Below are 26,517 nucleotides of genomic sequence, written 5' to 3'. Positions count from 1 at the left end.
GAGATAAGGTGGTGCTTACCATCGAACGCCTTCCGAAACGACTAAGGCAGCAACAGCTGTTGCAAGCCATTGAAGCAAACCCTTTTATGACGGATGAGGAACTGATGCGAACGTTTGGAGTTAGTATCCAAACTGTCCGCTTGGATCGATTAGAGCTCGGAATTCCCGAACTGCGGGAACGTATGAAACATATGGCTGTCAAAACGTACGATCCTGTACGTTCGCTTCCGATGGATGAAATTATTGGAGAAGTTATTGACTTACAGCTGGATCAGAGCGGTATTTCGATTTTTGAAATTAAAGAAGATCATATTTTTTCGAGAACTAAAATTGCTCGCGGACATCATATCTTCTCGCAAGCCAACTCCTTGGCAGTTGCTGTCATCGACGACCCGATTGCTTTAACCGCATCAGCAGATATCCGTTTTGTACGATCGGTCAAGTTAGGAGAGAAGTGTGTCGCCAAAGCTTACGTGCGCTCCGTGTCTAAAGGGAAAGCACGCGTTGAGGTGTTCACTTATGTTGGTGAGGAGACGGTGTTCAGAGGCAACTTTGTTATCTTTCATTCGAAGAAAGAGCAACATCTAGATAGGGAGGACAAGCTCCATGCGGATCGCGATTGATGCAATGGGTGGAGATCATGCGCCTAAGATCGTAGTTGAGGGTGCTCTCGCAGCGGCTAAAGAGTGGAAGGACGTACATATCATTCTGGTTGGCAACAGCGCCGCAATTGAAGCCCACCTCACAGAGAGGCCGGATAACCTGACGATTCGCCATGCAGAAGAAGTCATTGAAGCTGAGGATGAGCCCGTTAAAGCGGTTCGTCGGAAGAAGGACGCTTCCATGGTCGTCGCAGGAAGACTCGTGCGCGAGAAAGAAGCGGAAGCGATGATTTCTGCAGGGAACACGGGGGCGCTCATGACGACAGGATTACTCGTCGTTGGGAGAATTCCAGGCATTGAACGCCCGGCGCTAGCACCGATGATTCCTACGATGGATGGCAGCGGTGTGCTTGCACTAGACTTAGGTGCGAACATGGATGCAACGCCAGAGCAATTAATCCAATATGCGATTATGGGGAGCATTTATCGGGCCAAAGTGCACGGTGTGAAGAAGCCCCGCGTAGGATTATTGAATGTAGGGACGGAATCGACCAAAGGGAATGAATTAACCAAAACAGCATATCCTTTATTGGAACAAGCTCCGATTCATTTTGTGGGTAATGTGGAGTCTTCGCAGGTGCTGCGCGCACAATGTGACGTCATTGTTTGCGATGGGTTTGCTGGAAATATTATGTTGAAAACATTGGAGGGCGCTGCGTCCACCATTTTCTCAGCCTTGAAGCAGGAATTTACGAAATCTATATTTACCAAGCTTGCAGCGGCAGTTTTGAAGCCAGGCTTGACACAATTCCGCAAAAAGCTGGATTATAATGAACATGGGGCTGCACCATTTCTCGGTATTGATGGATTGGTACTTAAGAGTCATGGCTCCTCGGATGCAAATGCGATCAAGAATGCCGTTCGGCAAGCAAGAATAGCGTTACAAAATGATTTGGTTGGCACCATATCTGCCGAAATTAGCCGCGGGAAGCGAGATATAACAACATGAACTTAATACCAGTTGGGGTACTCGGAACGGGTAAATATGTACCAGAACGTATTTTAACGAATCAAGAATTGGAAACGATGGTTGAAACGAATGATGAGTGGATCGTAACCCGAACGGGGATACGTGAAAGAAGAATCGCGGCAGAAGGACAAGCTACGTCCGATCTCTGCTACGAGGCTTCACTGGTTGCGATGTCCAATGCGGGCATCACAGCGGATCAACTCGATTTGATCATCGTGGCCACGATTACGCCGGATATGTCATTCCCATCGACGGCATGCATTCTGCAAGAAAAGCTAGGGGCTAAGAAAGCGGCGGCGTTTGATTTATCAGCAGCTTGCTCGGGCTTCGTTTATGGCTTAGCCAATGCTTCTAATTTCATAGCTACGGGTACATATAAATATGCACTCGTGATTGGCGCAGATTGCCTATCCAAAATTACGGATTACACAGATCGCAACACATGCATTCTGTTTGGTGATGGTGCAGGGGCGGTCGTTATAGGTGAAGTACCTGAGGAAAGAGGATTCAAATCCTTTGAATTAGGAGCAGATGGTACGGGAGGTCCTCTTCTGAAAATTGAAGGCGGCGGTTCTCGTAATCCAGCTTCGCAAAATTCCATCGACCAGCGTTTACATTACATTTATATGGCTGGTGCCGAGGTATTCAAGTTCGCGGTCCGCATTATGGGGAATGCTGCAGATGAAGCATTACGCAAAGCGGGTTGGGAGAAAACAGACATCGATCTGCTCGTTCCCCATCAAGCGAATATGCGTATTATTCAATCCTCATTGAATCGCTTGGAATTATCTGCGGACAAGTGTATGATCAACTTGGACAAATACGGCAATATGTCGGCTGCTTCTATCCCGGTTGCCCTTGCAGAAGCTGCTGAGCAAGGCCGAGTAAGTGAAGGCGATCGCCTTGTCTTAGTTGGTTTTGGCGGCGGACTCACATGGGGTGCGACGGCTTTAGTTTGGTAATAAGCTGGCTAGAGCAGTGTGAACTCATTCTTATTTTAAAATGACAAGTAATTATATCGCGGAAGGGGATCCTTTTCTCGTATGGGTAAAATAGCATTTGTATTTCCTGGTCAAGGCTCGCAATCCGTGGGTATGGGACAAGACCTATACGCTTCGTTGCCGGCAGCTAAGGATTATTTTGACCGCGCGAACGCAGCGCTGGGCTTTTCCTTGTCTGACCTGATCTTCCAAGGTCCAGAGGACCAATTGAAGATTACGTATCACACGCAGCCTGCGCTGCTCACGACAAGCATCGCTTGTCTGGAGGCATTCAAGGCTGCTGGCATCACGCCAGACTATGTCGCAGGACATAGTCTGGGTGAGTACAGCGCGCTCGTCGCAGCTGGCGTGCTCGCGTTCGAAGACGCGGTCCGCACCGTGCGGGCCCGCGGCGAGTTCATGGAGCAGGCCGTCCCAGGCGGACTGGGTGCCATGGCAGCCGTGCTTGGAGCCGAGCGCGGAGCGCTGGCGGAGCTTTGCGCGGCAATCACCAGCGGCGGCTCCGTCGTGGAGCTCGCCAATGTAAACTGCCCGGGACAGATTGTCGTGTCGGGCAGTAAGGAAGGCGTTGCAGCGGTTGTTGAACGCTGCAAGGAAGCTGGCGCGAAGCGTGCCATCCCGCTCGAGGTGAGCGGGCCGTTTCACTCTTCCCTCATGAAGCCAGCCTCGGAGCGCCTCGCAGAGGTGCTCGCGTCCATCGAGATGAAGGATGCTGCTGTGCCCGTTGTCGCCAACGTCACAGCGCGTCCTGTGACACAGCCGAGCGATATTCGCGGCTTGTTGGTAGAACAGGTGTATTCCCCAGTTCTATGGGAAGACACGATCACGTACCTGATCAGCCAAGGTGTCGATACGTTCATTGAGCTAGGCTCAGGGACCGTCTTAGCGGGCTTGATCAAGAAGGTCGATAAAACGGTGAAAACCGTGTCGATTGGCAGCCTGGAAGCGCTGGACAAGTTCACGCAGGAGGTGCACAATCATGTTAACGGGTAAAGTAGCACTAGTCACAGGAGCTTCTCGCGGCATTGGCCGTGCGATTGCCTTGCATTTGGCTGAACACGGGGCAGATGTTGTAGTCAACTACGCAGGCAGTGAAGCGGCTGCTGGCGAGGTTGTAGCTGCAATTGAAGCCATGGGGCGCAAGGCGATTAAATTGCGCGCCGATGTAAGCAGCTACCAAGAATCTGATGATTTGGTCAAGCAAACATTAGAAGTTTTTGGTAAAATTGATATTCTCGTGAATAATGCGGGCATAACAAGAGACAATTTAATCATGCGAATGAAAGAAGAAGAATTCGATCAAGTCATCGCTACGAATCTCAAAGGTGTGTTCAACTGTGTCAAAGCCGTTACACGTCCAATGATGAAGCAGCGTTTCGGTCGAATTATCAATATATCTTCTGTAGTTGGCGTGCTCGGTAACCCGGGTCAAGCTAACTATGTAGCAGCAAAAGCAGGTGTAATCGGCTTAACGAAGGCGACAGCGAGAGAATTATCCTCGCGTGGCATTACTGTGAACGCCGTAGCGCCAGGCTTTATTGAAACCGATATGACAGACAAATTGTCTGCCGAGAATCGTGAACACATGCTGAAGCAAATCCCGCTGGAGCGCCTAGGGCAGCCAGAGGAAGTTGCGAAGGTTGTTCGATTCCTGGCTTCTGACGATGCCTCTTACATGACTGGGCAAACGCTCCATGTTGATGGCGGAATGTACATGTAAGTTTCTCCAAAATGAGATTCACGAAATTGCCTACTGGCAATCTGTCAAAGATTCTCGTATAATACCAAATGAGGAGGTGAACCGGATGTCCGACGTATTGGATCGTGTTAAACGAATTGTAGTCGATCGTCTAGGGGTTGATGAAGCTGAAGTCACCCTCGAAGCATCTTTCAAAGAAGACCTAGGTGCTGATTCTCTCGATGTAGTTGAATTAGTAATGGAATTAGAAGATGAGTTCGATTTAGAAATTTCAGATGAAGATGCTGAGAAGATTACGACAGTAGGAGAAGTTACGAATTACATAAAATCTCATACGTAATAGTCTACAGAGTCCCGTTTCTTAATAAAGACGGGACTTCTCTCCATTTTCAATTACTCCAAAAAATAAGCAATACTACATAGAAGGTGGTACAAATGAACAGAGTTGTAATTACAGGTATGGGCGTAGTTACTGCCCTTGGTCAAGATTTGGAGACATTCTGGGGGAACCTGACTGCAGGGAAGTCCGGCGTGAGTTTGATCGAGAATTTTGATGTAAGCGAATACCCAACGCGGATTGCCGCTGAAGTCAAAGATTTCAACATTGAGGACTATGTGGATCGCAAAGAATCCCGTCGCATGGACCGTTTCGTTCAATTCGCAGTAGCAGCATCCTTGAATGCGCTCAAAGACGCGAACTTGAATGTGAAGGAAGATGCAGATCCAGAGCGAGTAGGCGTTTCCGTAGGATCAGGGATCGGCGGTTTGAACACATGGGAAGAGCAACATCGCATTTTGTTGGAAAAAGGTCCTAAACGTGTTTCACCTTTCTTTATCCCGATGATGATTGCGAACATGGCTTCTGGTCATGTATCGATGGTCACAGGTGCGAAAGGGCCGAACTCCACAGCCGTAACGGCTTGTGCAACAGGTACACATTCCATCGGTGACTCTTTCAAAATGATTCAACGTGGCGATGCGGACGTGATGATCTGTGGTGGTGCTGAAGCGACGATTACACCAATCGGTGTTGCAGGCTTCTGTGCATTGCGCGCGATGTCAACTCGCAACGAAGAACCTCATTTGGCTAGTCGTCCGTTTGATACGGACCGTGATGGCTTTGTCATGGGCGAAGGTTCAGGCGTACTCATTCTGGAGTCACTCGAACACGCTCAGAAGCGTGGAGCACGCATCTATGCCGAAATCATCGGCTATGGGATGAGTGGCGATGCTTATCATATGACAGACCCAGACCCAGATGGTGCAGCACGCTGTATGGTGAAGGCGATCAAAGATGCAGGGATTGCGCCTGACGCGATTGCGTACATTAACGCACACGGTACATCGACGCCAGTTGGTGATAAATCAGAGACGATTGCGATCAAGAAAGCGCTAGGCGAGCATGCTTACAAGGTAGCAGTTAGTTCAACGAAATCCATGACAGGTCATTTGCTTGGCGCTGCAGGTGGAGTTGAAGCTGTGATTTGTGGACTAACGATTGCGAATAGCTTAATCGCTCCGACAATCAACTTGGACAACCAAGATCCAGAGTGTGACTTGGATTATGTGCCGAACACAGCGCGTGAAGCGAGCGTAGGCATTGCGATGTCGAACTCCTTCGGCTTTGGCGGACATAATGCAACGATCATCATGAAAAAGTTTGAAGCATAATTTACCTTCCTACGAAGAAAGATAACGGAATATCATTCTCTCGGGGTGGTGAAAGTTAAGGTATGAACCGTGAAATTAAAGATTTACAGAAGCAGATCGGTGTCTTGTTTCGCAAAACGGAGTTACTGAAGCAAGCATTTACACATTCGTCTTATGTGAATGAACATCGAATCGCTGGACATAAAGATAACGAGCGGCTCGAATTTCTGGGAGATGCCGTTCTGGAATTGACAGTTTCGGAATTTTTATATGAATCTTATCCAGGGCGTTCAGAAGGCGAATTAACGAAGCTAAGGGCATCGATTGTATGCGAGCCCTCGCTCGTGACATTTGCCGAGGATTTGGATTTTGGAGCCTTTGTTTTACTTGGTAAAGGGGAAGAGCTTACAGGAGGACGCTCACGTCCAGCGCTTTTGGCGGATGTGTTCGAGTCCTTTGTTGGCGCCTTGTACCTTGATCAAGGCCTCGAAACGGTCAAAACGTTTCTGCAGAAGCATGTTTTCGCCAAAATATCCAATGAAGGTAAGCTGCTTGTGATTGATTATAAGACGCAATTACAAGAGCATACCCAGCATCATAATATGGGTTCCTTGGAATACCGGATTGTGAATGAGCGAGGTCCAGCTCATGAGCGGGAGTTCGTTGCTGAAGTGTATATGGAAAGCGAGCTCCTGGGAACCGGTGCAGGCCGTTCGAAGAAAGAGGCGGAACAGCAGGCTGCTGCTGGTGCGTTGTCTAAATTAAACGTAGCGGTACAAAGATAGGAAGAATAACCAGAAGAGGCGGCTGCTGCTGCCTTTTTTGTATTTTTCTCTTATTTTAACATGCGATATGTTACAATAATTTTTGAGGTGAGACCATGTTTTTGAAACGGATCGAATTATCCGGATTTAAATCATTCGCGGACCGGACGGAACTCGAATTTGTACGAGGCATAACCGCGGTTGTAGGTCCTAACGGGAGTGGTAAGAGTAATATCTCGGACGGGATCCGTTGGGTATTAGGGGAACAAAGTGCAAAATCATTGCGCGGTGGTAAAATGGAAGATGTTATCTTTGCCGGCAGTGATGCGCGTCGTGCAGTGAATTACGGGGAAGTCTCGCTGACGCTGGATAACACCTCGCAATCGCTTCCGCTTGATTTTAACGAAGTTACGGTGACTCGCAGAGTGCATCGCAATGGGGATAGCGAGTATTTGATTAACAAGCAGCCGTGTCGGTTGAAGGATATAACGGAATTGTTTATGGATACCGGTATCGGGAAAGAAGCGTATTCGATTATTGGACAAGGCCGAATTGAAGAAATTTTGAGTACCAAATCGGAAGATCGCCGAGGGATCTTTGAAGAAGCTTCGGGGATCGTTAAATATAAATCGCGTAAGCGTGAAGCCGAAAAGAAACTCAATGACACGGAGCAGAACTTGCTGCGGATTCATGATTTGGTTTCGGAGTTAGAGGATCAAGTTGAACCGCTTCGTGAACAGTCAGAGAAAGCGATTCGGTTCAAAGAGCTGAAGGAAACACTCAAGAGCAGTGAGATCTCCATGTATGTACATCAAATTGATCAGATTTACATCGCATGGAATGATGCTACACAGCTGCTAGAGAAGCTGACGAAAGAACAGACGGAGTTGTCGACAATCGTCAATCAGCATGATGCGCACTTGGAGAAACACCGCTGGGAGACTCGCAGGTTAGAAGAGGAACTAGAGACACTGCAAGAGAGCCTATTGGGACTTAGTGAGGAATTTGAGAAGTGTGAGGGTCACGGTGAGGTTCTCAAAGAGCGGAAGAAGAACTATGTGACGAATCATCAGCAGTTAAGTACGACCATTGCGATGCAAGAGCAGCGTAAATTAGATAAAGAAGCTGATCTCAGCGAGCAGCGCGATAAAATTATTAGCATTGGCGCGCAGTTATTTGAGTTTCAAGCTAAGCTAACAGCAGAAGAGCAACGTTTACAAGGCGTTAGCGGCGGGATTAGCTCATCTCCTGAGGATCAACTCAAAGGCGAGTTACTGGAAACACTCAATCGGATGGCACAATCTCGTAATGAAATTCGGTACGCTGAGCAGCAAATAGAAAGTATCGGACGCCGTTTGGAGAGGTTGGACGAAGAGCGCCAGAAGTGGGCTGACCAACGTGAAAGCATTACACGCCGTAAACAAGAACTTTCTGCTAAATTGGAAGAAACTGTTGCGGACATAGAGAAGGCAAGACTGCAATATGTGCAGTTAACACAAGCTCTTAAAAGTAAGCAAGGTTTATTAGATGAAGCACAAGCGATGGTGCGCAAATGGGAGCAAAAGCTCGATGCACTCATTTCACGCCGCGATACCATGAAAGAAATGGCCAACGATTACGATGGCTTCCAACAAGGTGTCAAAGAAGTGCTCAAAGCAAAAACGCGCAAAGATCTGCGCGGTATTCGCGGTGCGGTAGCCGAGCTTGTTAAAGTGCCTGCCAATGTGGAAATAGCTATCGAAACGGCACTAGGCGGTGCCCTGCAGAATATTATCGTAGAGACCGAAGCAGACGGCCGAGAAGCCATCGCGTTCTTAAAGCGTCGTCAAATGGGACGAGCTACCTTCTTGCCGATGAATGTTATTCGTGGACGCTCGATCTCTGATCACGAGAGTCACACGTTGAAGGCATCGAAGGGCTTTGTTGGGATTGCAGTTGATTTAGTGTCATTCGACGCGACATATACGAATATTTTTTCCAGTTTACTCGGGAATGTCGTTGTAGCTGAAAGTCTAGAAGATGCCAATCATATCGCAGCGAAAGCCCAATATCGGTATCGTGTCGTAACCCTTGAAGGGGACGTCGTTAATCCAGGCGGTTCCATGACAGGCGGAAGCTTGCAGAAGAAATCCACGAATCTACTAGGTCGCCAACGTCAGATTGAAGAGCTTGATGCAGAGATCGCAAGTTCTGAAGGTCAGCTTAGCGGTTTACGCAGCCAGTCTAGTTCGTTGAAGCGTGAAATTACGGATGAAATGTTGGCAGTGGAACAGCTTCGTCAATTGGGTGAGCAGCAGCGGATTACAGAGCAGCAAATTCGAGCGGAACTTAACCCATTGGAGTCAGAGAGTCGTACAGTGGAAGCGCAGCTCAAGATCGATAGTCAAGATCGGGGAGCCCTCCAGGAGGAACGAACTGAATTTGGCCGTAAAAAAGTGGAGAGCGAAGCAGCGCTAGCCCAGCTCCAAGAAGAGGAAGCTTCGCTTCAACAGGCGATTCGTGATGCGGAGAGCTCACGTAAAGCGAGTGAGTCCGAGAAAGAAGAGCTGCAAAGCCAATTGACGGATTTGAAGGTGAAAGTAGCATCGACTTCGCAGGAGAAGCAATCTCTTCAAGATCAACAGCGGCGTTTACAGCAGGATCTCAGCGATGTAGAGCGAGAAATCGAGCTAAATCGAGGCTTACTCAGCCAGCTAGATCGCGATATGGCAACGCTTGAGCAAGAAACCGTGCAGCAAATTGAATTGCTGAATGATTTGAAACTAAGGAAGCAGCAATGCTCCGAAAGCATCGATTTCAAACGGGCTGAACGTACGGAATGGTTACAGAAGCTGGAACAAGGGGAGAATGAAACGCGCACACAACGTGTTCAGCTGAAGCAGGTTGAAGAAAACCTCCACCAAACAGAAGTTCGGGTTACTCGTCTAGATGTAGAGCTAGAAAACCTGCTCAAGAAACTTGCCGAAGAATATGAGCTAGGTTATGAACTGGCGAAATTGCGTTATCCGGTGCCTGAAGATATTCAAGGTACGCAGCAGAAAGTACGTGAGTTCAAACGGGAGATTGCATCGCTTGGTGATGTCAACTTAGGTGCGATAGAGGAGTATGCGCGTGTGTCGGAACGCTTTGAGTTCTTGAGCTCGCAGAAAGATGACTTGATCGAAGCCAAAACAACGTTGTATCAGGTCATTCGCGAGATGGACATCGAAATGTCCAAGCGATTCAAAACGACATTTGATGCCATCCGTTCGCACTTTGGCGTTGTTTTTGCCAAATTGTTCGGTGGAGGCCGGGCCGATTTAATTCTGTCTGAGCCTGAGAATATGCTTGATACAGGGATTGAGATTGTAGCTCAGCCGCCAGGCAAAAAGCTGCAAAACCTTCAATTGCTCTCTGGAGGCGAACGTGCGCTTACAGCAATTGCGCTTCTTTTCTCGATTATTCGTGTGAAGCCAGTGCCATTCTGCGTACTGGATGAGGTTGAAGCAGCGCTGGATGAGGCGAACGTATCTCGATTTGCTGAGTATCTGCGTGAATTTTCAGAGATGACGCAATTTATCGTGGTCACACACCGCAAAGGAACGATGGAAGAGGCCGATGTCCTGTATGGCGTCACGATGCAAGAAGGCGGCGTTTCTAAATTAGTTTCTGTTCGGTTAGAAGACGAGGAAGCAACGATGACCGCGTCATAAGGGTATAGACTTTCATGTAATAAAAGCGCTGAAATTAAGGGAGTTATTTAGGAGGAACTATGAGCTTTTTTAAACGACTGAAAGATAGTATTTCCGGTAAAGCAGAAGCGGTAACGAATAAGTTCAAAGAAGGTTTGACCAAAACGCGCGATGCGTTCGTGAATCGTGTCGATGATCTATTCAGCCGCCGTAAAAAAATAGATGAGGACTTTTATGAAGAACTGGAAGAGATTCTGATTGGCGCTGACGTTGGCGTGAATACCGTGCTGAAGCTGATCGATGAGTTGCGTGCTGAGGTTAAAAAGCGCAAGATCGAAGATCCCTCTGAATTGCAACCAATCCTTTCTGAGAAATTGATTGAATTGTTGAAGGGCGATGCAGATGCTGGATTGAATATCAATCCGAATGGCCTTACCGTTATTCTATTCGTTGGAGTTAATGGCGTAGGGAAGACGACTACCATCGGTAAGATGGCCCACATGTTCAAGTCCCAAGGGAAAAAAGTGTTGATGGCCGCTGGCGATACGTTCCGTGCGGGCGCCATTGAGCAGTTAGAAACGTGGGGAGAGCGCGTTGGCGTTGATGTGATCAAGCAGCAATCTGGCGCTGATCCTGCCGCGGTTATGTACGATGCGGTACAGGCAGCGAAGACGCGCGGTGTGGATATCCTTTTATGCGATACAGCGGGTCGTTTGCAAAACAAAGTGAACTTGATGGAAGAGCTCAACAAGATCTATCGTGTGATCCAACGCGAAGTACCGGATGCGCCTCATGAAGTTATTCTCGTTCTAGATGCAACTACGGGACAAAATGCACTCAGCCAAGCGAAACTTTTTGGTGATAAAACAGGACTAACGGGCTTGGTTTTATCCAAATTAGATGGAACCGCGAAAGGCGGGATCGTTGTGGCGATCCGACAAGAGCTGGCATTACCGGTTAAGTTTGTGGGTCTTGGCGAGAAAATGGATGATCTTCAGCCGTTCGATTCCGAGCAGTTTGTCCATGCGCTTTTCGGAAAATGGATAGGCGAACAGACTGACAAGGTATAATGCTTGACAATCATCTTGGAATTCAGTATGATAGGTTCTGTTGTGCTGCTGTCAAGTGTGCAACCTTTACGGAGGTAGATTATGACTGTCGATCCTATGTTAGAGAAAACAAATCGCATTAACTTGCTTTTTGATTTCTATCAACCATTGTTGACCGATAAGCAGCGGACATTCCTTGAACTGTATTTCCATGATGATTACTCCCTTGGGGAGATTGCAGAGAACTTTACGATCAGCCGTCAAGCGGTTTATGAACACATTAAGAGGGCCGAGTTGACATTACAGGAATATGAGAGTAAATTACAGCTGGTACATAAGCATGAACAACGCATGAAGCTGCGTCAGGATTTGGTTGTGGAGTTGCAGGATTGTGATCCAGGGCTAAAGAGGAAAATGACTGAGCTTTTTGATACAATAGTAGGGATCGATTGAAACCAGAGTAAGAAGCAGGAGGTGAAGCGCATGGCATTTGAAGGATTAGCAAACCGATTGCAGAATGTGTTCGGCAAGCTGAGAAGCAAAGGTAAGCTGACGGAAGAAGATGTAGGCGAAGCGCTTCGCGAAGTACGACTAGCACTCCTTGAAGCGGACGTTAACTTTAAAGTCGTCAAAGACTTTATTGCGAAAGTGAAAGAGCAAGCGATTGGACAAGACGTTCTGAAATCTTTCACACCCGGCATGGTTGTTATTGATATTGTGAACAAAGAACTGACAGCTCTGATGGGTGGTACACAAAGTAAGCTAGCGCGTTCGAATCGTCCGCCAACTGTTATTATGATGGCAGGTTTGCAAGGGGCTGGTAAGACAACAACCTCAGGTAAGTTAGCTAAAATGTTGATGAAACAGAATCACAGACCGCTTCTTGTTGCGTGTGACATTTATCGCCCCGCGGCGATTAAGCAGTTGGAAGTGCTCGGCGAGCAGCTCAAGGTTCCGGTATTCTCTTTAGGTGATAAAGTGAGTCCTGTTGAGATTGCGAAAGCAGGCCTTCAACACGCCAAAGATAATGGCAATGATTATGTGATTCTTGATACAGCGGGTCGTTTACACATTGATGAGAACCTCATGGAAGAGCTCAAAAACGTCCGTGAAGCAACGAGCCCAGATGAGATTCTGCTTGTTGTCGATGCGATGACAGGGCAAGATGCGGTTAATGTGGCAGAGAGCTTCCATCAACAGCTTGAATTATCAGGCGTTGTGTTAACCAAGCTTGATGGAGATACGCGCGGTGGTGCTGCGTTATCCGTCAAGGCGGTAACAGGTTGTCCGATCAAGTTCGTAGCTAGCGGTGAGAAAATGGATGCATTAGAACCATTTTATCCAGACCGTATGGCATCCAGAATTCTCGGAATGGGCGATATGCTCTCCTTAATCGAGAAGGCGCAAGCTGGTATCGATATGGATAAGGCGAAAGAGATGGAGCGCAAAATGCGCAACGCCGAATTCACCTTCGAGGATTTCATCGAACAGATGGAGCAAGTGAAGAAGATGGGTCCTCTTGACCAGATTCTTGATATGCTGCCTGGTGCGAATAAGATCAAAGGCATGAAAGATATGAAGGTTGATGAGAAGCAGATGGCTCGCGTTGAAGCGATCGTGAAGTCCATGACAACCGAAGAGAAGCGTAAACCGGAGCTGCTGAATGCGAATCGTCGCAAACGGATCGCAGCGGGAAGCGGAAATACGGTGCAGGAAGTCAATCGTTTCATCAAGCAGTTCGATGATATGCGTAAAATGATGAAGCAGTTCTCAGGCATGATGGGGCCGAAAGGCGCCAAAGGCATGAAAAAGTTAGGCAAGGGATTTAAGTTTCCCTTTTAAATAGTGTTTATTCTAAGTAGGAGGTGATTTTTCAATGGCAGTACGTATTCGTCTTAAACGTGTAGGCGCTCATAAAGCTCCTTTCTACCGTGTCGTGGTTTCGGATTCCCGTTCCCCGCGTGATGGTCGTTTTATCGAAGAAATCGGTACTTATAACCCAATTGCTGAACCAGCAGCTGTGGTTCTTGATGAGGAAAAAGCGCTTAAATGGCTTCAAACTGGCGCTCAACCGTCCGATACAGTTCGCAGCCTGTTCTCAAAAGCAGGTTTGATGACTAAGTTTCACGAGCTGAAATTACAGAAGTAATCTGTTATCTTTCGGAGGGTGGGTTCATGAAGGATCTTATCACCGTAATTGCTAAGGCTCTTGTCGATCATCCGGAAGAGGTACGTGTCGCTGTGGTGGAGAAAGAGGACAAGATCGAGTACAGGCTTTCTGTTCATCCCGACGATGTCGGTAAAGTGATTGGCAAGCAAGGCAAGATTGCGAAGTCGCTCCGCACAGTTGTCACGTCAGCAGCTGTGAAGGAAACGAAGCGGGTAGCCGTTGAAATCGTTTCATAAGAAATGAGGTTAGGATCTATTCCTAGCCTTTTTCTTGTACGTAAATTAATGTGGAGGTTGGGCAAGCACATATGACCGATAAACTAGTAACGGTAGGTAAAGTCGTCAATAGCCACGGTATACGTGGAGAATTAAAAATTGTACCTGAAACGGATTTTCCAGAACGATTTGATGTAGGTAATTCCTTGATTATTGTCGATTCTCAAAATAAGCAAACGCCGGTGACGGTGAAAACGTCCCGCTTACATAAAAATGTGTTTATTGTCCTGTTCGATCAATTTTCGAACATTAATGATGTTGAGAAATATAAAGGCTCCCTGCTCAAAATTGAAGCTAAGAATCAAAAGCCGCTCGAAGAGGGAGAGTATTATTATCACGAAATCATCGGCTGCAAAGTCGTTACAGAAGAAGATCAAGAGCTTGGACTTATTTCTGAAGTACTGACACCGGGAGCTAATGATGTCTGGGTCGTGGCGCTGGCTAAAGGCAAACAGCTACTACTGCCTGTTATCGATGATGTGATTCTTCATGTAGACATTCCTAACAAAACGATTCGGATCCATCTGATGGAAGGGTTAATGGAATGAAAATCGATGTCTTAACCTTGTTCCCGGAAATGTTCGAAGGCGTATTTTCGTCCAGCATTTTAGGGAAGGCACGTGACAAGGGAATTGTTTCTCTAGGAACGGTCAATTTTCGAGATTATTCGACGAACAAGCATAATACCGTAGATGATTATCCTTATGGCGGCGGTGGCGGGATGGTATTGAAGCCGGAGCCGATCTTTGGCGCTGTAGAAGATTTACCACCTCATCTAACTGAGGAGGGGGAACCAGTAAAACCTCGCGTCATTCTCCTATGCCCACAAGGGGAGACCTTTACACAGAAGAAAGCGGAAGAGCTTTCAGGTGAAGAGCATCTTGTCTTTATTTGCGGACATTATGAGGGCTATGATGAACGGATTAGACAGCATCTAGTGACGGACGAGCTCTCTGTTGGTGATTATGTATTAACCGGCGGTGAAATCCCTGCTATGGTCATTATAGACAGTGTAGTAAGGCTCTTGCCGGGTGTGCTAGGGAATGAAATGTCGGCAGTGACAGATTCTTTCTCAACAGGACTTCTGGAGTATCCGCATTATACAAGGCCAGCCAAGTTCAGAGACTGGGAAGTTCCCGAAATGCTGCTATCTGGCCATCATGCCAATGTGAAGAAATGGCGTCTTAAAGAGTCGCTCATTCGAACGTTAGAGCGCCGGCCCGATTTGCTGGAAGGCAGAGTTTTGTCTAAAGAAGAGAAGCTTTGGGTGGCCGAATGGAAGAAGCAGCAGCAAGAAAAGGAAATAAACTCATGAAAGCTGTCCTCGGAAACTTCTCTATTGAATTAATCCTTGGACTATGATAATATATATTCTGTTGTGATTTTTTCAACAGTTCGAGTCTGGTGGTCCTCTACGCATAACAACTTAGATACACTAACTATTAGCGGAATGAACACCTGTGTGGAAGGAGGGAGTCAACTATGAATCTTATTCAAGAGATTACGAAAGAGCAACTCCGTACGGATATTCCTAATTTCCGTCCAGGAGACACACTTAAAGTACACGTAAAAGTTATCGAGGGTACACGTGAGCGTATTCAGCTGTTCGAAGGTGTTGTTATTAAACGCCACGGCGGTGGAATTAGCGAAACGTTTACAGTTCGTAAAATTTCTTACGGTGTGGGTGTGGAAAGAACTTTCCCATTCCATTCTCCGAAGATTGACAAGATTGAAGTGGCTCGCCGTGGTAAAGTTCGTCGTGCGAAACTTTATTATCTGCGTGGTCTTCGTGGTAAAGCAGCAAGAATTAAAGAAATTCGATAGTAAAATGGGGGGCTTGTTCAGTCAAGTCTCCTTTTCATTTTTTCTGTACATAATAGAACATAATAAAGATCACACCAAAACTGGAAGAGAGGCCGTCAGTGATGGAACATAACGATCAAATGCAACCCAACCAACCGATCAGCGCTACACCAGCAAAGCCGGTGCAAACCAAAAATGAAACATGGGAATGGATAAAAGCGTTAGTTATTGCAGGAGTGCTTGTTATTATTATTCGTTGGTTCCTGTTCTCTCCATTTATTGTTGATGGTGATTCCATGCATCCGAACTTTTTTACGGGTGAGCGATTGATTGTCAATAAACTTGTGTATGATATTCGTGCTCCTAAGCGAGGCGAAGTTATCGTATTCCACGCACCAGAAGGCAAGGATTATATCAAGCGCGTTATCGCACTTCCAGGGGAAACCGTGAAAGTTACCGGTGACAAGGTGTATATTAACGGTGAAGAATTGGCCCAACCTTACATCCAAGCCGCGATTGATCAAGCAGTAAAAGAAGGACATCCTTATAATACGTTAAAGGATTTTCCTGAATCGAAAGTGCCTGATGGTGAGATTTTTGCCATGGGAGACAATCGACCGAATTCCAAGGACAGCCGTATGATTGGTTTTGTGCCTTACAATAAAATTGTAGGCCGTGCAGAAGTTATTTTCTGGCCGGTGAAGAAAATTAGTTTCATACATTTTTGAGGTGAAGAGAAATGACCATTCAATGGTTTCCCGGTCACATGACCAAGGCTCGCAGACAGATCGAGGAAAAGCTTAAATTGATTGACGTCGTGATTGAGCTCTTGGATGCCCGCATTCCGTTATCCAGCCGGAACCCGATGGTTGATGAGATTTTAAAAGGCAAGCCACGTCTTGTATTGCTTAATAAGAATGACCTAGCGGACCCGCAAGTCACGGCAGAGTGGGTGAAATATTTCGCGGACCAAGGCTTGCCTGCCTTGCCGATTGATGCTGCGAACGGTACGCATGTCAAGGAGATTTTACCTAGAGTTAAACAGCTTTGGTCTCATAAAATCGAGACGATGCTGCGCAAAGGGATTAATCCACGTGCGATCAGAGCGCTGATTGTTGGGATTCCGAATGTGGGGAAATCCACACTTATCAATCAACTAGCAGGCAAGAAAATTGCCGCAACAGGCGATAAGCCAGGTGTGACCAAGGGTCAACAATGGATCAAGGTCGGCACGGAGATGGATCTTTTGGATACACCAGGGATTTTGTGGCCCAAATTCGAAGACCAGATGGTTGGTATGCGTTTAGCTGCAACGGGAGCAATTAAGGAAGAGCTTCTTCACTTGGATGACGTAGCCTTGTTCACCATTAAATATATGGTTCAGCATTATGGAGCTGGTATTCAGGAACGCTTCGGTGTTCAGGAGTTACCAGATGACATGGATAATATACAAGAGATGGTCAAGGTCATGGAGGCGATCGGGCGTAAGCGCGGTGCCATCGTGAGCGGAGGCAAAGTTGATCTAGACAAAGCATCCCTTATCATCATTCGTGATCTGCGTGCTGGAAAAATGGGTCGGATTTCGTTAGAGAGACCTTCATAGACATAGGAATCAGGAAGAACCTGGGGCTAAGCCTTGGGTTTTTCTTTTTGTTCACATGGACGATGCAAAAAAATGGGTGTGGCTTGACGAAGCGCCGATCCTATATAATGTAGGCATGGGAAAGGGGCATAACGCGTGCTAGATCATGAGAAAGACATATGGCAACAAGGGTTCACAGCGATTGCTGGAATCGATGAAGTAGGACGAGGATGTTTGTTTGGAGATGTCGTGGCCGCTGCTGTCATTTTCCCAAAGGGGCATGTCCTTGAAGGGGTTAACGATTCTAAGAAGCTTTCGGAGAAGAAGCGAGAGTTACTTTTTGATCAAATTAGGGATGAAGCGATAGCAATAGGTATAGGGATTGTGAATGTTGATCTTATCGAATCATTGAATATTAAACAGGCATCAAGATTAGCTATGAAGCAAGCGGTTGAACAGTTAAGTATCGTGCCGGACTATTTATTAGTTGATGCAGAAAAAGTTGATCTAGACATTCCTCAGTCTGCAATTATTCATGGAGATGCGTTGAGCCAGTCGATAGCTGCGGCCTCCATTATCGCAAAGGTTACAAGAGATCGCATGTGTTCGGATTGGGAGACGCAATATCCGGAGTATGGGCTCGCTGTACATAAGGGTTATGCCACTAAGCATCATAGAGAAATGTTGTTGCGCTACGGTCCTACGCCACTTCACCGGAAATTATTTATTCGTAAAATTATGGCTCAACTAGAAGAACCAGAAAGTGAAGTTTCATCCGAACAGTTAGTTTTTGATTTGATCTAGGTATTCTCATGTAACGAAATCGCTATCGGACGCCGATAATATACATACGTGGAATCAGATTAGAGGTGAGCCCTTTTGAATATTAGTGGATTAATTCGTAACTTAGTCGGAGATTTAACAGCATCCGATCCTAAGGTTCTCGAATTAAAAGTTGGACAAATTATTAAAGGTGTCGTGCTTCAGCTTTTGAATGATCAAGAAGCACTTCTAAATATTGGTGGTACGCAAGTTCGTGCGAAGTTGGAAACGCCTTTGAAACAAGGTGATGTGACCATGCTGCAAGTGCAGCCTGAATCCCAAGGTGGTCAAATTATTTTAAAGCCGCTTGTTGCTTCGGATGTGCAGATTACAGATGATTCTTTAGGTGAGCTGCTTAAAGCTTTTGAAGTAAAAGATTCGGCGGGGACACGTCAAATGGTGCAGCAAATGCAACAGGCGGGCGTTCCAGTTTCCAAGGAAAATGTGAAGGCTTTTGAAGCTGTGATGAGTGAAATGCCACAGGGTGAGAACAAGGAAGAATGGCTGCAGGCAGCTATCCTTGTTTCAAAAAAAGGACTGCCGCTGACACCGACGACGGTAAACGCGGTGAAGCAAGTGACCACGGGCCCTCCGGTGGGCCAGGTGTTTGAGCAGCTTGAGCAGCAGGTAACGAACCTGCTCGAGCAAGAACCGACACACCCTGCGGTGGATACCGCCAAGCAGGTTGTGTCGGTGCTGAGGGAGCTGCGCGCTACCGCCGCAGCTGCAAGACCCGCGGAGCTGGCTGCGCCAGCCTCCGCCACGACAGCGCCTGCTGCTGTGCAGGCGTCTGCCACAGCAGCTGCGCCTGCGGCCGCAGCACCGCAAGAGCCCGCACCAGCTGCTCCGCAGGCTGGTGCAGACGAGGCTGCGCCGCGCGGCAGCGTGCCTGCGGCCGCTGCCAGCGCAGCCCCGCCCGCAGCAACGGCAGCGGGCGAAGAGCCTCCCGCACCGGCTGCGCAGCCGGCAACGGCACTGGCCGTCTCGGCGGAGCCGGCGGCCGAAGGCAAGGCTCAGGCGCGCAGCGCTGAGCCTTTGAAGGGCGAACCGCTGCAAGCGGGTTCGCCAGCGCCCGTGCGCGCGCAAGAACCCCCTGCGAAGCAGGAGGGGGTTCTTGCCGCTAAAGAGGCGCGAGTAAGCGCGCCTCAAGCTCCGCCAGCTGATCCAGAGACCAACTGGATCAGCAAGATGCTCAAAGCCGTTGGCGTTGAGCATGAATCTCAAGTGGCCGCGAAGCTGGACGAGCGCGGCAATGCCATACCCATACGCCAGCAAGCTGCGGATGATGCCTTTACTAACATTTTTAGTAACACGAGTGATCAACAAGGCGATACGGTTAAGCCTGCGGCAGACACGCTGAAAAGCCTTTTGCTTCAGCTTACAGCTTCGGATGATACGCCTGCGCCAGTCAAAGAAGCCGCACAGCAAGCTGTAGCTCAAATTACTGGTCAACAGCTGATGTTAACCAACGATAAGAATGCCATGTTTGCTCAAATGACCCTGTTTGTCCCATTTGTGGACAATACGGGACAGCAATCTGCAGCTATACATATTCAGTCCCGTAAGGGGAGCCGCGGCGAAGTAGATGCAAGCAATTGTCGATTATTATTTGACCTTCAAATGAAAGTAATGGGCAACACATTGCTTGATGTCCAAGTCGTCAACAAAATTGTATCCTTAAACGTTCATAATGATCATCCCGCTCTGGCAGGTTTAATGGAATCCTCGAAAGAAGATATCGCAGCGGCAATGAGCAGTGTAGGCTATCAATTCATCTCATTGAAATGTTCGCCATACCCCAAGCCACCTGAAATTCAGGAGGGTAAGGAAGGTTTGGCTAAACTTGCCTCGTTAGATGGTCGAGCGGATTTAAGAGAACTCTACAGCCCTTTGACCTATAAAGGGGTTGATGTTCGCGCATGAGTCATCCCAAGAAATCCGCCGAGGAGTCACAACTAACCTCGCTCAAGAAGGCTGTTGCCCTGCGTTATTCACCAGAAGCACAAAAAGCGCCAACCCTGATTGCCAAAGGGAAAGGGCACATGGCTGAAGCCATTTTACAGAAGGCGAAAGAAAACGGCATTCCCATCCAAGAGGATAAATCATTGGTGGAAGTCTTGTCCAAGTTAGATCTGGATCAAGAAATTCCTCCGGAATTGTATCAATTGGTGGCTGAAGTTCTCAGTTTCATTTATCGCTCTGATCAGCGCATGCGACCATCGAGGCAAGAATAGATGAGCAACGTGCATAAAGACGATCGCAAAATGCTAGGGCAACAAGGTGAAGAGTGGGCAGCGAGCTATCTTTTGAAACAAGACTATCTAATTGTTGAGCGCAATTGGCGTTGTCGTTCCGGAGAAATCGATATCATTGCGGAGAAAGAAAATAAGCTCATATTTGTTGAGGTTCGAACGAGAAGGCCTTCCAGTCGATTCGGAACAGCGAAGGAATCTGTTGACTACCGAAAGCAGCTGAAAGTGCGAGAAACGGCGCAATACTATTTGCACCGTTTCCATAAATACGAGCAATCTATTCAATTTGATGTGATTACGGTTGAAATTACCGATATGCAGCCGGAACCAAAGCTTGTCCATATACAAGGAGCCTTTTGAAACGTCAATGATAACTCATGTGACGTTTCAAAAGGCTTTTTTAGGTTGTTAAAAGTCACATTTCAATCTCTTCTATTCGCTGATTTTTATCCAAATTTCGATACTGAATGGCCTCTGCAAGATGAGATGGGAGAATGGTTTCGCAGCCATCCAAATCAGAAATCGTCAGCGCGAGTCGCAAAATGCGATCATGCGCACGCGCACTTAACCCCAGTGACTCGAATGAAATACGCAGTAACTGATCTCCTTCAGGTGTTAGTCGGCAAATCTCCTTCATAAATCGTCCACTTAATTCATTATTATGTTGGATATCTGTACCTGCGTAACGCCGCTGTTGCCGCAAGTGGGCCTGCATAACCTTTTCTCGCATCATGCTGGAGGATAAATTAGAGGTGTTATCTTTTAGTTGTGCATAGCTTGGCTTAGGAACTTCCACATGGAGGTCGATCCGATCAAGGAGCGGCCCTGAAATTTTGGACCGATACTGAACGATCTTTGCAGGACTGCAGGTACAGGCATTTGTCTCAGATTCCGCACCATAGTAGCCACAAGGGCAAGGATTCATGGCTGCAGCCAAAATAAAATGGGAAGGAAACGTGTACACAGCTCTAGCCCTGGCAATCATCACATAGCGATCCTCCAAAGGCTGCCTAAGAACTTCTAGCGCGTTCCGCGTAAATTCGGGGAGCTCATCCAGAAATAGAATGCCACGATGGGATAAACTTACCTCACCTGGCTTGGGGATGGTACCACCGCCAACAAGGCCGGCAGGTGAAATAGAATGATGCGGGGCACGGAACGACCTCGCACGCATAAGTGTGGAGCGGTCAGTTAGCTTGCCAGAAGCGCTGTAGATTTTCGTTACTTCAAGGGCTTCGCGATCTGTCATTGGAGGTAGAATGGAGGGCAGGCGCTTAATGAGCATGGTTTTTCCTGTGCCAGGCGGGCCAAGGAGTAAGAGGTTATGCATACCAGCTGCTGCAATCATCATGGCGCGCTTCACCGTATGCTGCCCGTTTACATCGGCATAATCTTCGGCATAATGAAGGTTGTTGTGAGAATTTCCATTTGAAGCTGAGAGTTCATCGTGACCTTGAGCAACTTGGTGATAGATAAAATCGACATACGAATGTTTGTTCCAATTTTTGAATTCGGACAAATTTTTAATCACACATACCTCAATTCCTTGAATTAAGGCGGCTTCTGGTGCATTTACAGGGGAGACACATACACGTTTAATCCCCATCTTTTTGGCGGCATGAACCATTGAAAGTACGCCGGGAATAGGACGAAGCGAACCGTCTAGTGCTAATTCACCAAGAAACAACGTAGTTTGGTAGCCGTCGATATGGACCTGCCCTGTAGTGATGAGAATGCCAACGGCAATCGCTAGATCGAACGAAGATCCCTCTTTGCGCAGGTCGGCCGGAGCTAGATTTACCGTGATTCGATCCATAGGGAAGGTGAATCCACAGTTTTTGATCGATGAGCGAACGCGCTCAACAGACTCTCGAATCGCTGAATCGGGCAGTCCAACTAGGTTGATCTGGGGTAATCCACTTGAAATATCGACCTCTACTTCAATCGTTTGACCTTCAATTCCTTGTAAGCAGGCGCTCACAACTTTGCCATACATAAAAAACACCTTCTTCTCCATAGAATGAGCAGTTCCTAGAACTGATCTCGCATTGGATAAAAGGTGCTTCCTTATTGATCCGAACTTTTTCTTTTATTATAATCGCAAATGGTAAAATTACGCAAATAGGAACAGCTGTCTTTCACGGTTTAAAAATGTGCGACATGCACATACTGGAAGATGAGGTGATGATATGCAGGAAAAACCATATTTTTGTCCCAATTGTCGGTCGAATCGCGTGAAATTCAGTGTAATTACGAGCTATTCGCAGTCATTTATGAAGGATGCATTTTCGGGAGATTTTACCGAATTTCAAGACCCTGATGTAATTCCTGAGCCAGAACCAACGATTCAGTGCTTAATTTGTAACTTTTCCAGTAATGAAATGCGCTTTATTAAGCAAGCCGAGCGTGAACCTAGAGTCAACTCTCCAACAACTTCGTTTTCTTAAATTAAGCTGACACAAGACGTGTTTTCCCGTTATTTTGGAAAATGCGTCTTTTTAATTTGCGAAGTGATAGCTAAAGTTTTTCAGTGTGAAAGGAAAATTTGAAGGGATTCACGAAAAAAATAAAGAAACTGTCGAAAATAATGTGATACAATGGTTAGGGCTTGCGAAGAAGTGTGATACTAATTCCGGTAGCAAGATATATTCTCGTGCACAACGTCAATTGGAAATTACACTTTTCCCTGTATAGCACGTATAGAAAGTCCATACTGATAGGAGGATTTAGGAAATGAATATCCATGAGTACCAAGGGAAAGAAGTCCTGAGACAGTACGGAGTCAGCGTTCCTAACGGAAAGGTTGCTTTTACAGTTGACGAGGCTGTAGAAGCAGCAAAAGAGCTTGGCACATCCGTTGTCGTAGTAAAAGCGCAAATTCATGCCGGAGGTCGCGGTAAAGCAGGCGGCGTTAAGGTAGCTAAAAGCCTCGATGAAGTGCGTACATATGCTAGCGAAATTCTAGGTAAAGTGCTAGTCACTCACCAAACAGGTCCAGAAGGTAAAGAAGTTAAACGCCTTTTGATCGAAGAGGGCTGTGACATTAAGAAAGAATATTATGTTGGTGTTGTTGTTGACCGTGCAACAGGCAGCGTCGTATTGATGGCTTCCGAAGAAGGCGGTACGGAGATTGAAGAAGTAGCTGAACACTCTCCTGAGAAAATTTTCAAAGAAGTGGTTGACCCAGCGATTGGTCTTCAATCCTTCCAAGCACGTAGACTTGCTTATGCCATCAACATCCCAAATGAACTAGTAAACAAAGCAGTTAAGTTCATGCTTGCTCTTTACAAAGCATTCGTTGAGAAAGACGCTTCCATTGCTGAAATCAACCCATTGGTTGTAACTGGCTCTGGCGACGTTATGGCACTTGATGCGAAATTAAACTTCGATTCTAACGCATTATTCCGTCACAAGGATATCGTGGAACTTCGTGACCTTGAAGAAGAAGATGCGAAAGAAATCGAAGCTTCCAAATATGACCTTAGCTACATCGCACTTGATGGCAACATCGGTTGTATGGTTAACGGCGCTGGACTTGCTATGGCCACTATGGACATTATCAAGCACTATGGCGGAGACCCTGCTAACTTCCTAGACGTAGGGGGCGGTGCTACGAAAGAGAAAGTTACTGAAGCTTTCAAAATCATCTTATCCGATGAGCAAGTTAAAGGGATTTTCGTTAACATTTTCGGTGGTATCATGCGTTGTGACGTCATCGCTGAGGGCGTAATCGCTGCTGCTAGAGAGCTAGGACTATCCCGTCCGCTTGTTGTTCGTCTTGAAGGTACTAACGTTGAGCTTGGTAAAAAGCTTCTTAACGAATCCGGCTTGAACATCGTTGCTGCTGATTCCATGGCGGATGGCGCACAAAAAATCGTTGCACTAGTTAAATAATCAAACCTGAGCGGTTTGAAAAATATATAGGGGATGTGAACAATCGATCATGAGTATTTTGGTCAATAAACATACAAAAGTCATTACTCAAGGGATTACCGGCGCTACGGGTTTGTTTCATACCAAAGGCGGTCTGGACTACGGCACACAAATGGTGGGTGGCGTAACTCCTGGTAAAGGCGGCACAACAGTCGATATCACTTTGGAAAATGGCGAGCTTGTTAAGCTACCTGTTTTCAACACTGTTGTTGAGGCTAAAAAGGTAACTGGTGCAACAGCATCCGTTATTTATGTACCTCCAGCATTTGCTGCAGAATCCATCATCGAAGCGATCGAAGCTGAGCTTGAATTGGTTATCTGTATCACAGAGGGTATTCCAGTACTTGATATGGTACGTGTTAAACGTTACCTTGAAGGTAAAAATACCGTTCTTATCGGACCAAACTGTCCAGGCGTAATCACACCAGGCGAGTGCAAAATCGGTATCATGCCAGGATACATCCATACACCAGGTCACGTAGGTGTCGTTTCCCGTTCCGGGACATTGACTTACGAGGCTGTTCACCAATTGACAACTCGCGGAATTGGACAATCCTCCGCAGTTGGTATCGGTGGAGATCCAGTTAAAGGATCCGAGTTTATCGACATCCTTAAACGTTTTAACGAAGATCCGGATACGTACGCTGTTATCATGATCGGTGAAATCGGTGGTACGGCTGAAGAAGAAGCAGCAGAGTGGGTTGCGGCAAACATGACGAAACCAGTTGTTGGCTTCATCGGCGGTAAAACAGCGCCTCCAGGAAAACGTATGGGCCATGCTGGTGCCATCATTTCCGGTGGTAAAGGTACAGCTGCTGAGAAAGTTGCAACAATGGAAAGATGCGGTATCCGCGTAGCGGCTACACCATCCGAAATGGGTTCAACACTTGTTAGCGTACTTGAAGAAAAAGGCATGCTTGATAAAGTTATCACTAAAAAATAAGCTTCGTTCTACGAAGGTAAGCAACCTTCCATTTCCCTTATTTGGGAATTGGGAGGTTTTTTTATTTTTATCCCTTGTGCATAGATTTGTCATTCATGGAAGGAGTGTATATACTAATGGATAATCGATATAGTTTACTTGGTTTGCATGAGCTGGAGGGCGTTGGATGGAAAACGATCCAACACCTTTTAAGCAAATTTCCTGAACCTAGCGTTTTGATTGGGTTATCAGCATCCGAAATTGCATCCTGTGGTATCCGGGCTTCTGTTGCAGAGCTCGTTTCGGCACGATTAACACCATCGTTTATTGAGCAAAAGCTGCACTTATATAGAAGTCAAGGCATTCAAATATTGACTCGCTTCGATGATGGCTATCCAGAGAGGTTAAAGGAAATTGCACAACCTCCTTGGGTGTTATATGTGAAGGGTGATTCTAGGTATTTAAATCATCACTTATTAGGTATTGTAGGGACTCGAACGCCAACACTCTATGGTAAGAAAATCGCAGAAGAATGGGCTTCGGCACTTTCGAGAACGGGCTTTGGAATCGTGAGTGGACTTGCGAGAGGGATTGATAGCAAAGCTCATATCGGCGCACTCCAAGGAAAGTCGAAGACAGTAGCTGTACTCGGATGCGCAATTAATTCGATTTATCCGCGAGAAAATGCCCTCTTATTTCGGCAAATCGAACAAGAAGGCGCTATTATTTCTGAATACCCAATTGGCACTGGTATGAGACCGGGGATGTTTCCCCAGCGGAATCGAATTATTGCCGGTTTATCTCTGGGAGTGACGGTTGTGGAAGCGGCCGAAGATAGTGGATCCTTGATTACGGTCGAGTTTGCACTCGATGCATCGCGAGATGTTTTCGCTGTACCAGGGCCGATTAACTCGCGTCAAAGCAGCGGTGTTCATAAGCTTTTAAAAGATGGTGCGAAATTAGTTACACGTGTGGAGGAGATTGTCGAAGAATATCAACATCTCTTTGGCGGAGATGGCATACATGTCGTTTTGAAGCCAGAACCGGCTTTTCATCTCACGAAAGATGAAGTCGAAATTGTTCGAAAGTTGTCAGATACACCTGTCTCAATTGACACTATATTAGAAGACAGTCAATTTACGTTTGGACATTTGCATGCAGTTCTGTTATCTTTGGTATTGAAAAAGGCGATTAAACAGCTTCCGGGTTCAACATACATTCGAGCATAGGCTAAACAGAAGTTTTGCTTCTCGCCAAGTAAACTTTACCTTGAAACCAAGAGGGGAGGAAGG

The 26,517-nt window shown here is 46.8% G+C and carries 27 protein-coding genes; 26 read left to right on the top strand and 1 reads right to left on the bottom strand.

All coding sequences use genetic code 11. From position 1 onward, the window contains the following. Positions 1–11: 11 nt before the first annotated feature. The 23 genes from fapR (at position 12) to A8709_RS18860 (ending at position 20,730) form a co-directional block, all read left to right on the top strand. Complete coding sequence (fapR, locus tag A8709_RS18970) at positions 12–623, top strand: transcription factor FapR (protein ID WP_028558233.1); 612 nt, start codon at positions 12–14, stop codon at positions 621–623. Next, positions 607–1,611, top strand: coding sequence for a phosphate acyltransferase PlsX (plsX, locus tag A8709_RS18965; RefSeq protein WP_065853956.1), 1,005 nt, complete (start codon positions 607–609; stop codon positions 1,609–1,611). The genes fapR and plsX overlap by 17 nt, the downstream gene beginning before the upstream one ends. After that, the gene (locus A8709_RS18960) at positions 1,608–2,594 is read left to right on the top strand and encodes a beta-ketoacyl-ACP synthase III (protein WP_065853954.1); all 987 of its coding nucleotides are present in this window, start codon (positions 1,608–1,610) and stop codon (positions 2,592–2,594) included. Before plsX ends, A8709_RS18960 begins: the two co-directional genes overlap by 4 nt. Before the next feature lie 81 nt (positions 2,595–2,675). Beyond that, entirely contained in the window at positions 2,676–3,626 is a 951-nt protein-coding gene (fabD, locus tag A8709_RS18955; RefSeq protein WP_065853952.1) for an ACP S-malonyltransferase, read from the top strand. Continuing rightward, complete coding sequence (gene fabG, locus A8709_RS18950) at positions 3,613–4,353, top strand: 3-oxoacyl-[acyl-carrier-protein] reductase (RefSeq protein ID WP_065853950.1); 741 nt, start codon at positions 3,613–3,615, stop codon at positions 4,351–4,353. Before fabD ends, fabG begins: the two co-directional genes overlap by 14 nt. A gap of 85 nt (positions 4,354–4,438) precedes the next feature. Next, positions 4,439–4,672 (top strand): acyl carrier protein, encoded by a 234-nt coding sequence (gene acpP / locus A8709_RS18945; protein WP_028558238.1) that lies wholly within the window; start codon positions 4,439–4,441, stop codon positions 4,670–4,672. Positions 4,673–4,767: 95 nt separating this feature from the next. After that, complete coding sequence (gene fabF, locus A8709_RS18940) at positions 4,768–6,003, top strand: beta-ketoacyl-ACP synthase II (RefSeq protein WP_065853948.1); 1,236 nt, start codon at positions 4,768–4,770, stop codon at positions 6,001–6,003. A gap of 62 nt (positions 6,004–6,065) precedes the next feature. Continuing rightward, positions 6,066–6,767, top strand: coding sequence for a ribonuclease III (gene rnc, locus A8709_RS18935; protein WP_065853946.1), 702 nt, complete (start codon positions 6,066–6,068; stop codon positions 6,765–6,767). A 95-nt stretch (positions 6,768–6,862) separates the two neighbouring features. Further along, the gene (gene smc / locus A8709_RS18930; protein ID WP_065853944.1) at positions 6,863–10,438 is read left to right on the top strand and encodes a chromosome segregation protein SMC; all 3,576 of its coding nucleotides are present in this window, start codon (positions 6,863–6,865) and stop codon (positions 10,436–10,438) included. Between the two features lie 59 nt (positions 10,439–10,497). Then, on the top strand, positions 10,498–11,487 hold the full coding sequence (gene ftsY / locus A8709_RS18925; protein WP_065853943.1) for a signal recognition particle-docking protein FtsY: 990 nt from the start codon (positions 10,498–10,500) through the stop codon (positions 11,485–11,487). 81 nt (positions 11,488–11,568) lie between these two features. Then, complete coding sequence (locus A8709_RS18920; protein ID WP_065853941.1) at positions 11,569–11,919, top strand: putative DNA-binding protein; 351 nt, start codon at positions 11,569–11,571, stop codon at positions 11,917–11,919. 30 nt (positions 11,920–11,949) lie between these two features. Next, positions 11,950–13,308, top strand: coding sequence for a signal recognition particle protein (gene ffh / locus A8709_RS18915; RefSeq protein WP_065853939.1), 1,359 nt, complete (start codon positions 11,950–11,952; stop codon positions 13,306–13,308). A 34-nt stretch (positions 13,309–13,342) separates the two neighbouring features. Further along, on the top strand, positions 13,343–13,615 hold the full coding sequence (gene rpsP / locus A8709_RS18910) for a 30S ribosomal protein S16 (protein WP_028558245.1): 273 nt from the start codon (positions 13,343–13,345) through the stop codon (positions 13,613–13,615). 26 nt (positions 13,616–13,641) lie between these two features. Continuing rightward, on the top strand, positions 13,642–13,872 hold the full coding sequence (locus A8709_RS18905) for a KH domain-containing protein (RefSeq protein ID WP_028558246.1): 231 nt from the start codon (positions 13,642–13,644) through the stop codon (positions 13,870–13,872). A gap of 71 nt (positions 13,873–13,943) precedes the next feature. Further along, entirely contained in the window at positions 13,944–14,459 is a 516-nt protein-coding gene (gene rimM / locus A8709_RS18900) for a ribosome maturation factor RimM (protein ID WP_065853937.1), read from the top strand. Further along, positions 14,456–15,226 carry a tRNA (guanosine(37)-N1)-methyltransferase TrmD gene (trmD, locus tag A8709_RS18895; protein WP_065853935.1) on the top strand — a complete coding sequence of 257 codons (771 nt, stop codon included), beginning with the start codon at positions 14,456–14,458 and terminating at the stop codon, positions 15,224–15,226. Before rimM ends, trmD begins: the two co-directional genes overlap by 4 nt. Positions 15,227–15,393: 167 nt before the next feature. Beyond that, a complete protein-coding gene (rplS, locus tag A8709_RS18890) occupies positions 15,394–15,735 on the top strand; it encodes a 50S ribosomal protein L19 (protein ID WP_028558249.1) in 342 nt (113 codons plus the stop codon). Between the two features lie 119 nt (positions 15,736–15,854). After that, positions 15,855–16,442, top strand: a complete 588-nt coding sequence (lepB, locus tag A8709_RS18885) for a signal peptidase I (protein ID WP_084225151.1) — start codon at positions 15,855–15,857, stop codon at positions 16,440–16,442. An 11-nt stretch (positions 16,443–16,453) separates the two neighbouring features. Next, positions 16,454–17,317, top strand: coding sequence for a ribosome biogenesis GTPase YlqF (gene ylqF / locus A8709_RS18880; protein ID WP_065853931.1), 864 nt, complete (start codon positions 16,454–16,456; stop codon positions 17,315–17,317). Between the two features lie 135 nt (positions 17,318–17,452). Beyond that, a complete protein-coding gene (locus tag A8709_RS18875) occupies positions 17,453–18,100 on the top strand; it encodes a ribonuclease HII (protein ID WP_065853929.1) in 648 nt (215 codons plus the stop codon). 75 nt (positions 18,101–18,175) lie between these two features. Next, positions 18,176–20,041 carry a hypothetical protein gene (locus A8709_RS18870; RefSeq protein ID WP_065853927.1) on the top strand — a complete coding sequence of 622 codons (1,866 nt, stop codon included), beginning with the start codon at positions 18,176–18,178 and terminating at the stop codon, positions 20,039–20,041. Beyond that, positions 20,038–20,352: an EscU/YscU/HrcU family type III secretion system export apparatus switch protein gene (locus tag A8709_RS18865; RefSeq protein WP_065853925.1), complete on the top strand. Its 315-nt coding sequence runs from the start codon at positions 20,038–20,040 to the stop codon at positions 20,350–20,352. The genes A8709_RS18870 and A8709_RS18865 overlap by 4 nt, the downstream gene beginning before the upstream one ends. Beyond that, positions 20,353–20,730 (top strand): YraN family protein, encoded by a 378-nt coding sequence (locus A8709_RS18860; protein ID WP_065853924.1) that lies wholly within the window; start codon positions 20,353–20,355, stop codon positions 20,728–20,730. A gap of 55 nt (positions 20,731–20,785) precedes the next feature. On the opposite strand, the gene A8709_RS18855 is transcribed toward A8709_RS18860, so the two are convergent. Beyond that, the gene (locus tag A8709_RS18855; RefSeq protein WP_065854097.1) at positions 20,786–22,366 is read right to left on the bottom strand and encodes a YifB family Mg chelatase-like AAA ATPase; all 1,581 of its coding nucleotides are present in this window, start codon (positions 22,364–22,366) and stop codon (positions 20,786–20,788) included. Between the two features lie 737 nt (positions 22,367–23,103). Here A8709_RS18855 and sucC point away from each other — a divergent pair. From sucC to dprA, 3 genes are all read left to right on the top strand, one after another. After that, positions 23,104–24,264: an ADP-forming succinate--CoA ligase subunit beta gene (sucC, locus tag A8709_RS18845; RefSeq protein ID WP_065853920.1), complete on the top strand. Its 1,161-nt coding sequence runs from the start codon at positions 23,104–23,106 to the stop codon at positions 24,262–24,264. A 49-nt stretch (positions 24,265–24,313) separates the two neighbouring features. After that, the gene (gene sucD, locus A8709_RS18840) at positions 24,314–25,246 is read left to right on the top strand and encodes a succinate--CoA ligase subunit alpha (RefSeq protein ID WP_057315715.1); all 933 of its coding nucleotides are present in this window, start codon (positions 24,314–24,316) and stop codon (positions 25,244–25,246) included. 116 nt (positions 25,247–25,362) lie between these two features. Continuing rightward, a complete protein-coding gene (gene dprA, locus A8709_RS18835) occupies positions 25,363–26,454 on the top strand; it encodes a DNA-processing protein DprA (RefSeq protein WP_065853918.1) in 1,092 nt (363 codons plus the stop codon). Positions 26,455–26,517: the final 63 nt, after the last annotated feature.

Source organism: Paenibacillus pectinilyticus, assembly GCF_001700435.1.
GTDB lineage: Bacteria > Bacillota > Bacilli > Paenibacillales > NBRC-103111 > Paenibacillus_E > Paenibacillus_E pectinilyticus.
Note: the sequence above shows the minus strand (reverse complement) of the source record. Positions and strands in the feature narration are given on the sequence as shown.

Excerpts from the sequence above, each read along its gene's own strand:
- A8709_RS18905 (WP_028558246.1), top strand. The coding sequence starts at position 13,642 with ATGAAGGATCTTATCACCGTAATTGCTAAGGCTCTTGTCGATCATCCG.
- rplS (WP_028558249.1), top strand. The coding sequence starts at position 15,394 with ATGAATCTTATTCAAGAGATTACGAAAGAGCAACTCCGTACGGATATT.
- A8709_RS18855 (WP_065854097.1), bottom strand. The coding sequence starts at position 22,366 with ATGTATGGCAAAGTTGTGAGCGCCTGCTTACAAGGAATTGAAGGTCAA.
- trmD (WP_065853935.1), top strand. The coding sequence starts at position 14,456 with ATGAAAATCGATGTCTTAACCTTGTTCCCGGAAATGTTCGAAGGCGTA.
- A8709_RS18960 (WP_065853954.1), top strand. The coding sequence starts at position 1,608 with ATGAACTTAATACCAGTTGGGGTACTCGGAACGGGTAAATATGTACCA.
- plsX (WP_065853956.1), top strand. The coding sequence starts at position 607 with ATGCGGATCGCGATTGATGCAATGGGTGGAGATCATGCGCCTAAGATC.
- rnc (WP_065853946.1), top strand. The coding sequence starts at position 6,066 with ATGAACCGTGAAATTAAAGATTTACAGAAGCAGATCGGTGTCTTGTTT.
- fabD (WP_065853952.1), top strand. The coding sequence starts at position 2,676 with ATGGGTAAAATAGCATTTGTATTTCCTGGTCAAGGCTCGCAATCCGTG.
- sucC (WP_065853920.1), top strand. The coding sequence starts at position 23,104 with ATGAATATCCATGAGTACCAAGGGAAAGAAGTCCTGAGACAGTACGGA.
- fabG (WP_065853950.1), top strand. The coding sequence starts at position 3,613 with ATGTTAACGGGTAAAGTAGCACTAGTCACAGGAGCTTCTCGCGGCATT.
- A8709_RS18865 (WP_065853925.1), top strand. The coding sequence starts at position 20,038 with ATGAGTCATCCCAAGAAATCCGCCGAGGAGTCACAACTAACCTCGCTC.
- acpP (WP_028558238.1), top strand. The coding sequence starts at position 4,439 with ATGTCCGACGTATTGGATCGTGTTAAACGAATTGTAGTCGATCGTCTA.
- A8709_RS18860 (WP_065853924.1), top strand. The coding sequence starts at position 20,353 with ATGAGCAACGTGCATAAAGACGATCGCAAAATGCTAGGGCAACAAGGT.
- rpsP (WP_028558245.1), top strand. The coding sequence starts at position 13,343 with ATGGCAGTACGTATTCGTCTTAAACGTGTAGGCGCTCATAAAGCTCCT.
- rimM (WP_065853937.1), top strand. The coding sequence starts at position 13,944 with ATGACCGATAAACTAGTAACGGTAGGTAAAGTCGTCAATAGCCACGGT.
- ylqF (WP_065853931.1), top strand. The coding sequence starts at position 16,454 with ATGACCATTCAATGGTTTCCCGGTCACATGACCAAGGCTCGCAGACAG.
- sucD (WP_057315715.1), top strand. The coding sequence starts at position 24,314 with ATGAGTATTTTGGTCAATAAACATACAAAAGTCATTACTCAAGGGATT.
- A8709_RS18920 (WP_065853941.1), top strand. The coding sequence starts at position 11,569 with ATGACTGTCGATCCTATGTTAGAGAAAACAAATCGCATTAACTTGCTT.
- lepB (WP_084225151.1), top strand. The coding sequence starts at position 15,855 with ATGCAACCCAACCAACCGATCAGCGCTACACCAGCAAAGCCGGTGCAA.
- ftsY (WP_065853943.1), top strand. The coding sequence starts at position 10,498 with ATGAGCTTTTTTAAACGACTGAAAGATAGTATTTCCGGTAAAGCAGAA.
- dprA (WP_065853918.1), top strand. The coding sequence starts at position 25,363 with ATGGATAATCGATATAGTTTACTTGGTTTGCATGAGCTGGAGGGCGTT.
- smc (WP_065853944.1), top strand. The coding sequence starts at position 6,863 with ATGTTTTTGAAACGGATCGAATTATCCGGATTTAAATCATTCGCGGAC.
- ffh (WP_065853939.1), top strand. The coding sequence starts at position 11,950 with ATGGCATTTGAAGGATTAGCAAACCGATTGCAGAATGTGTTCGGCAAG.
- fabF (WP_065853948.1), top strand. The coding sequence starts at position 4,768 with ATGAACAGAGTTGTAATTACAGGTATGGGCGTAGTTACTGCCCTTGGT.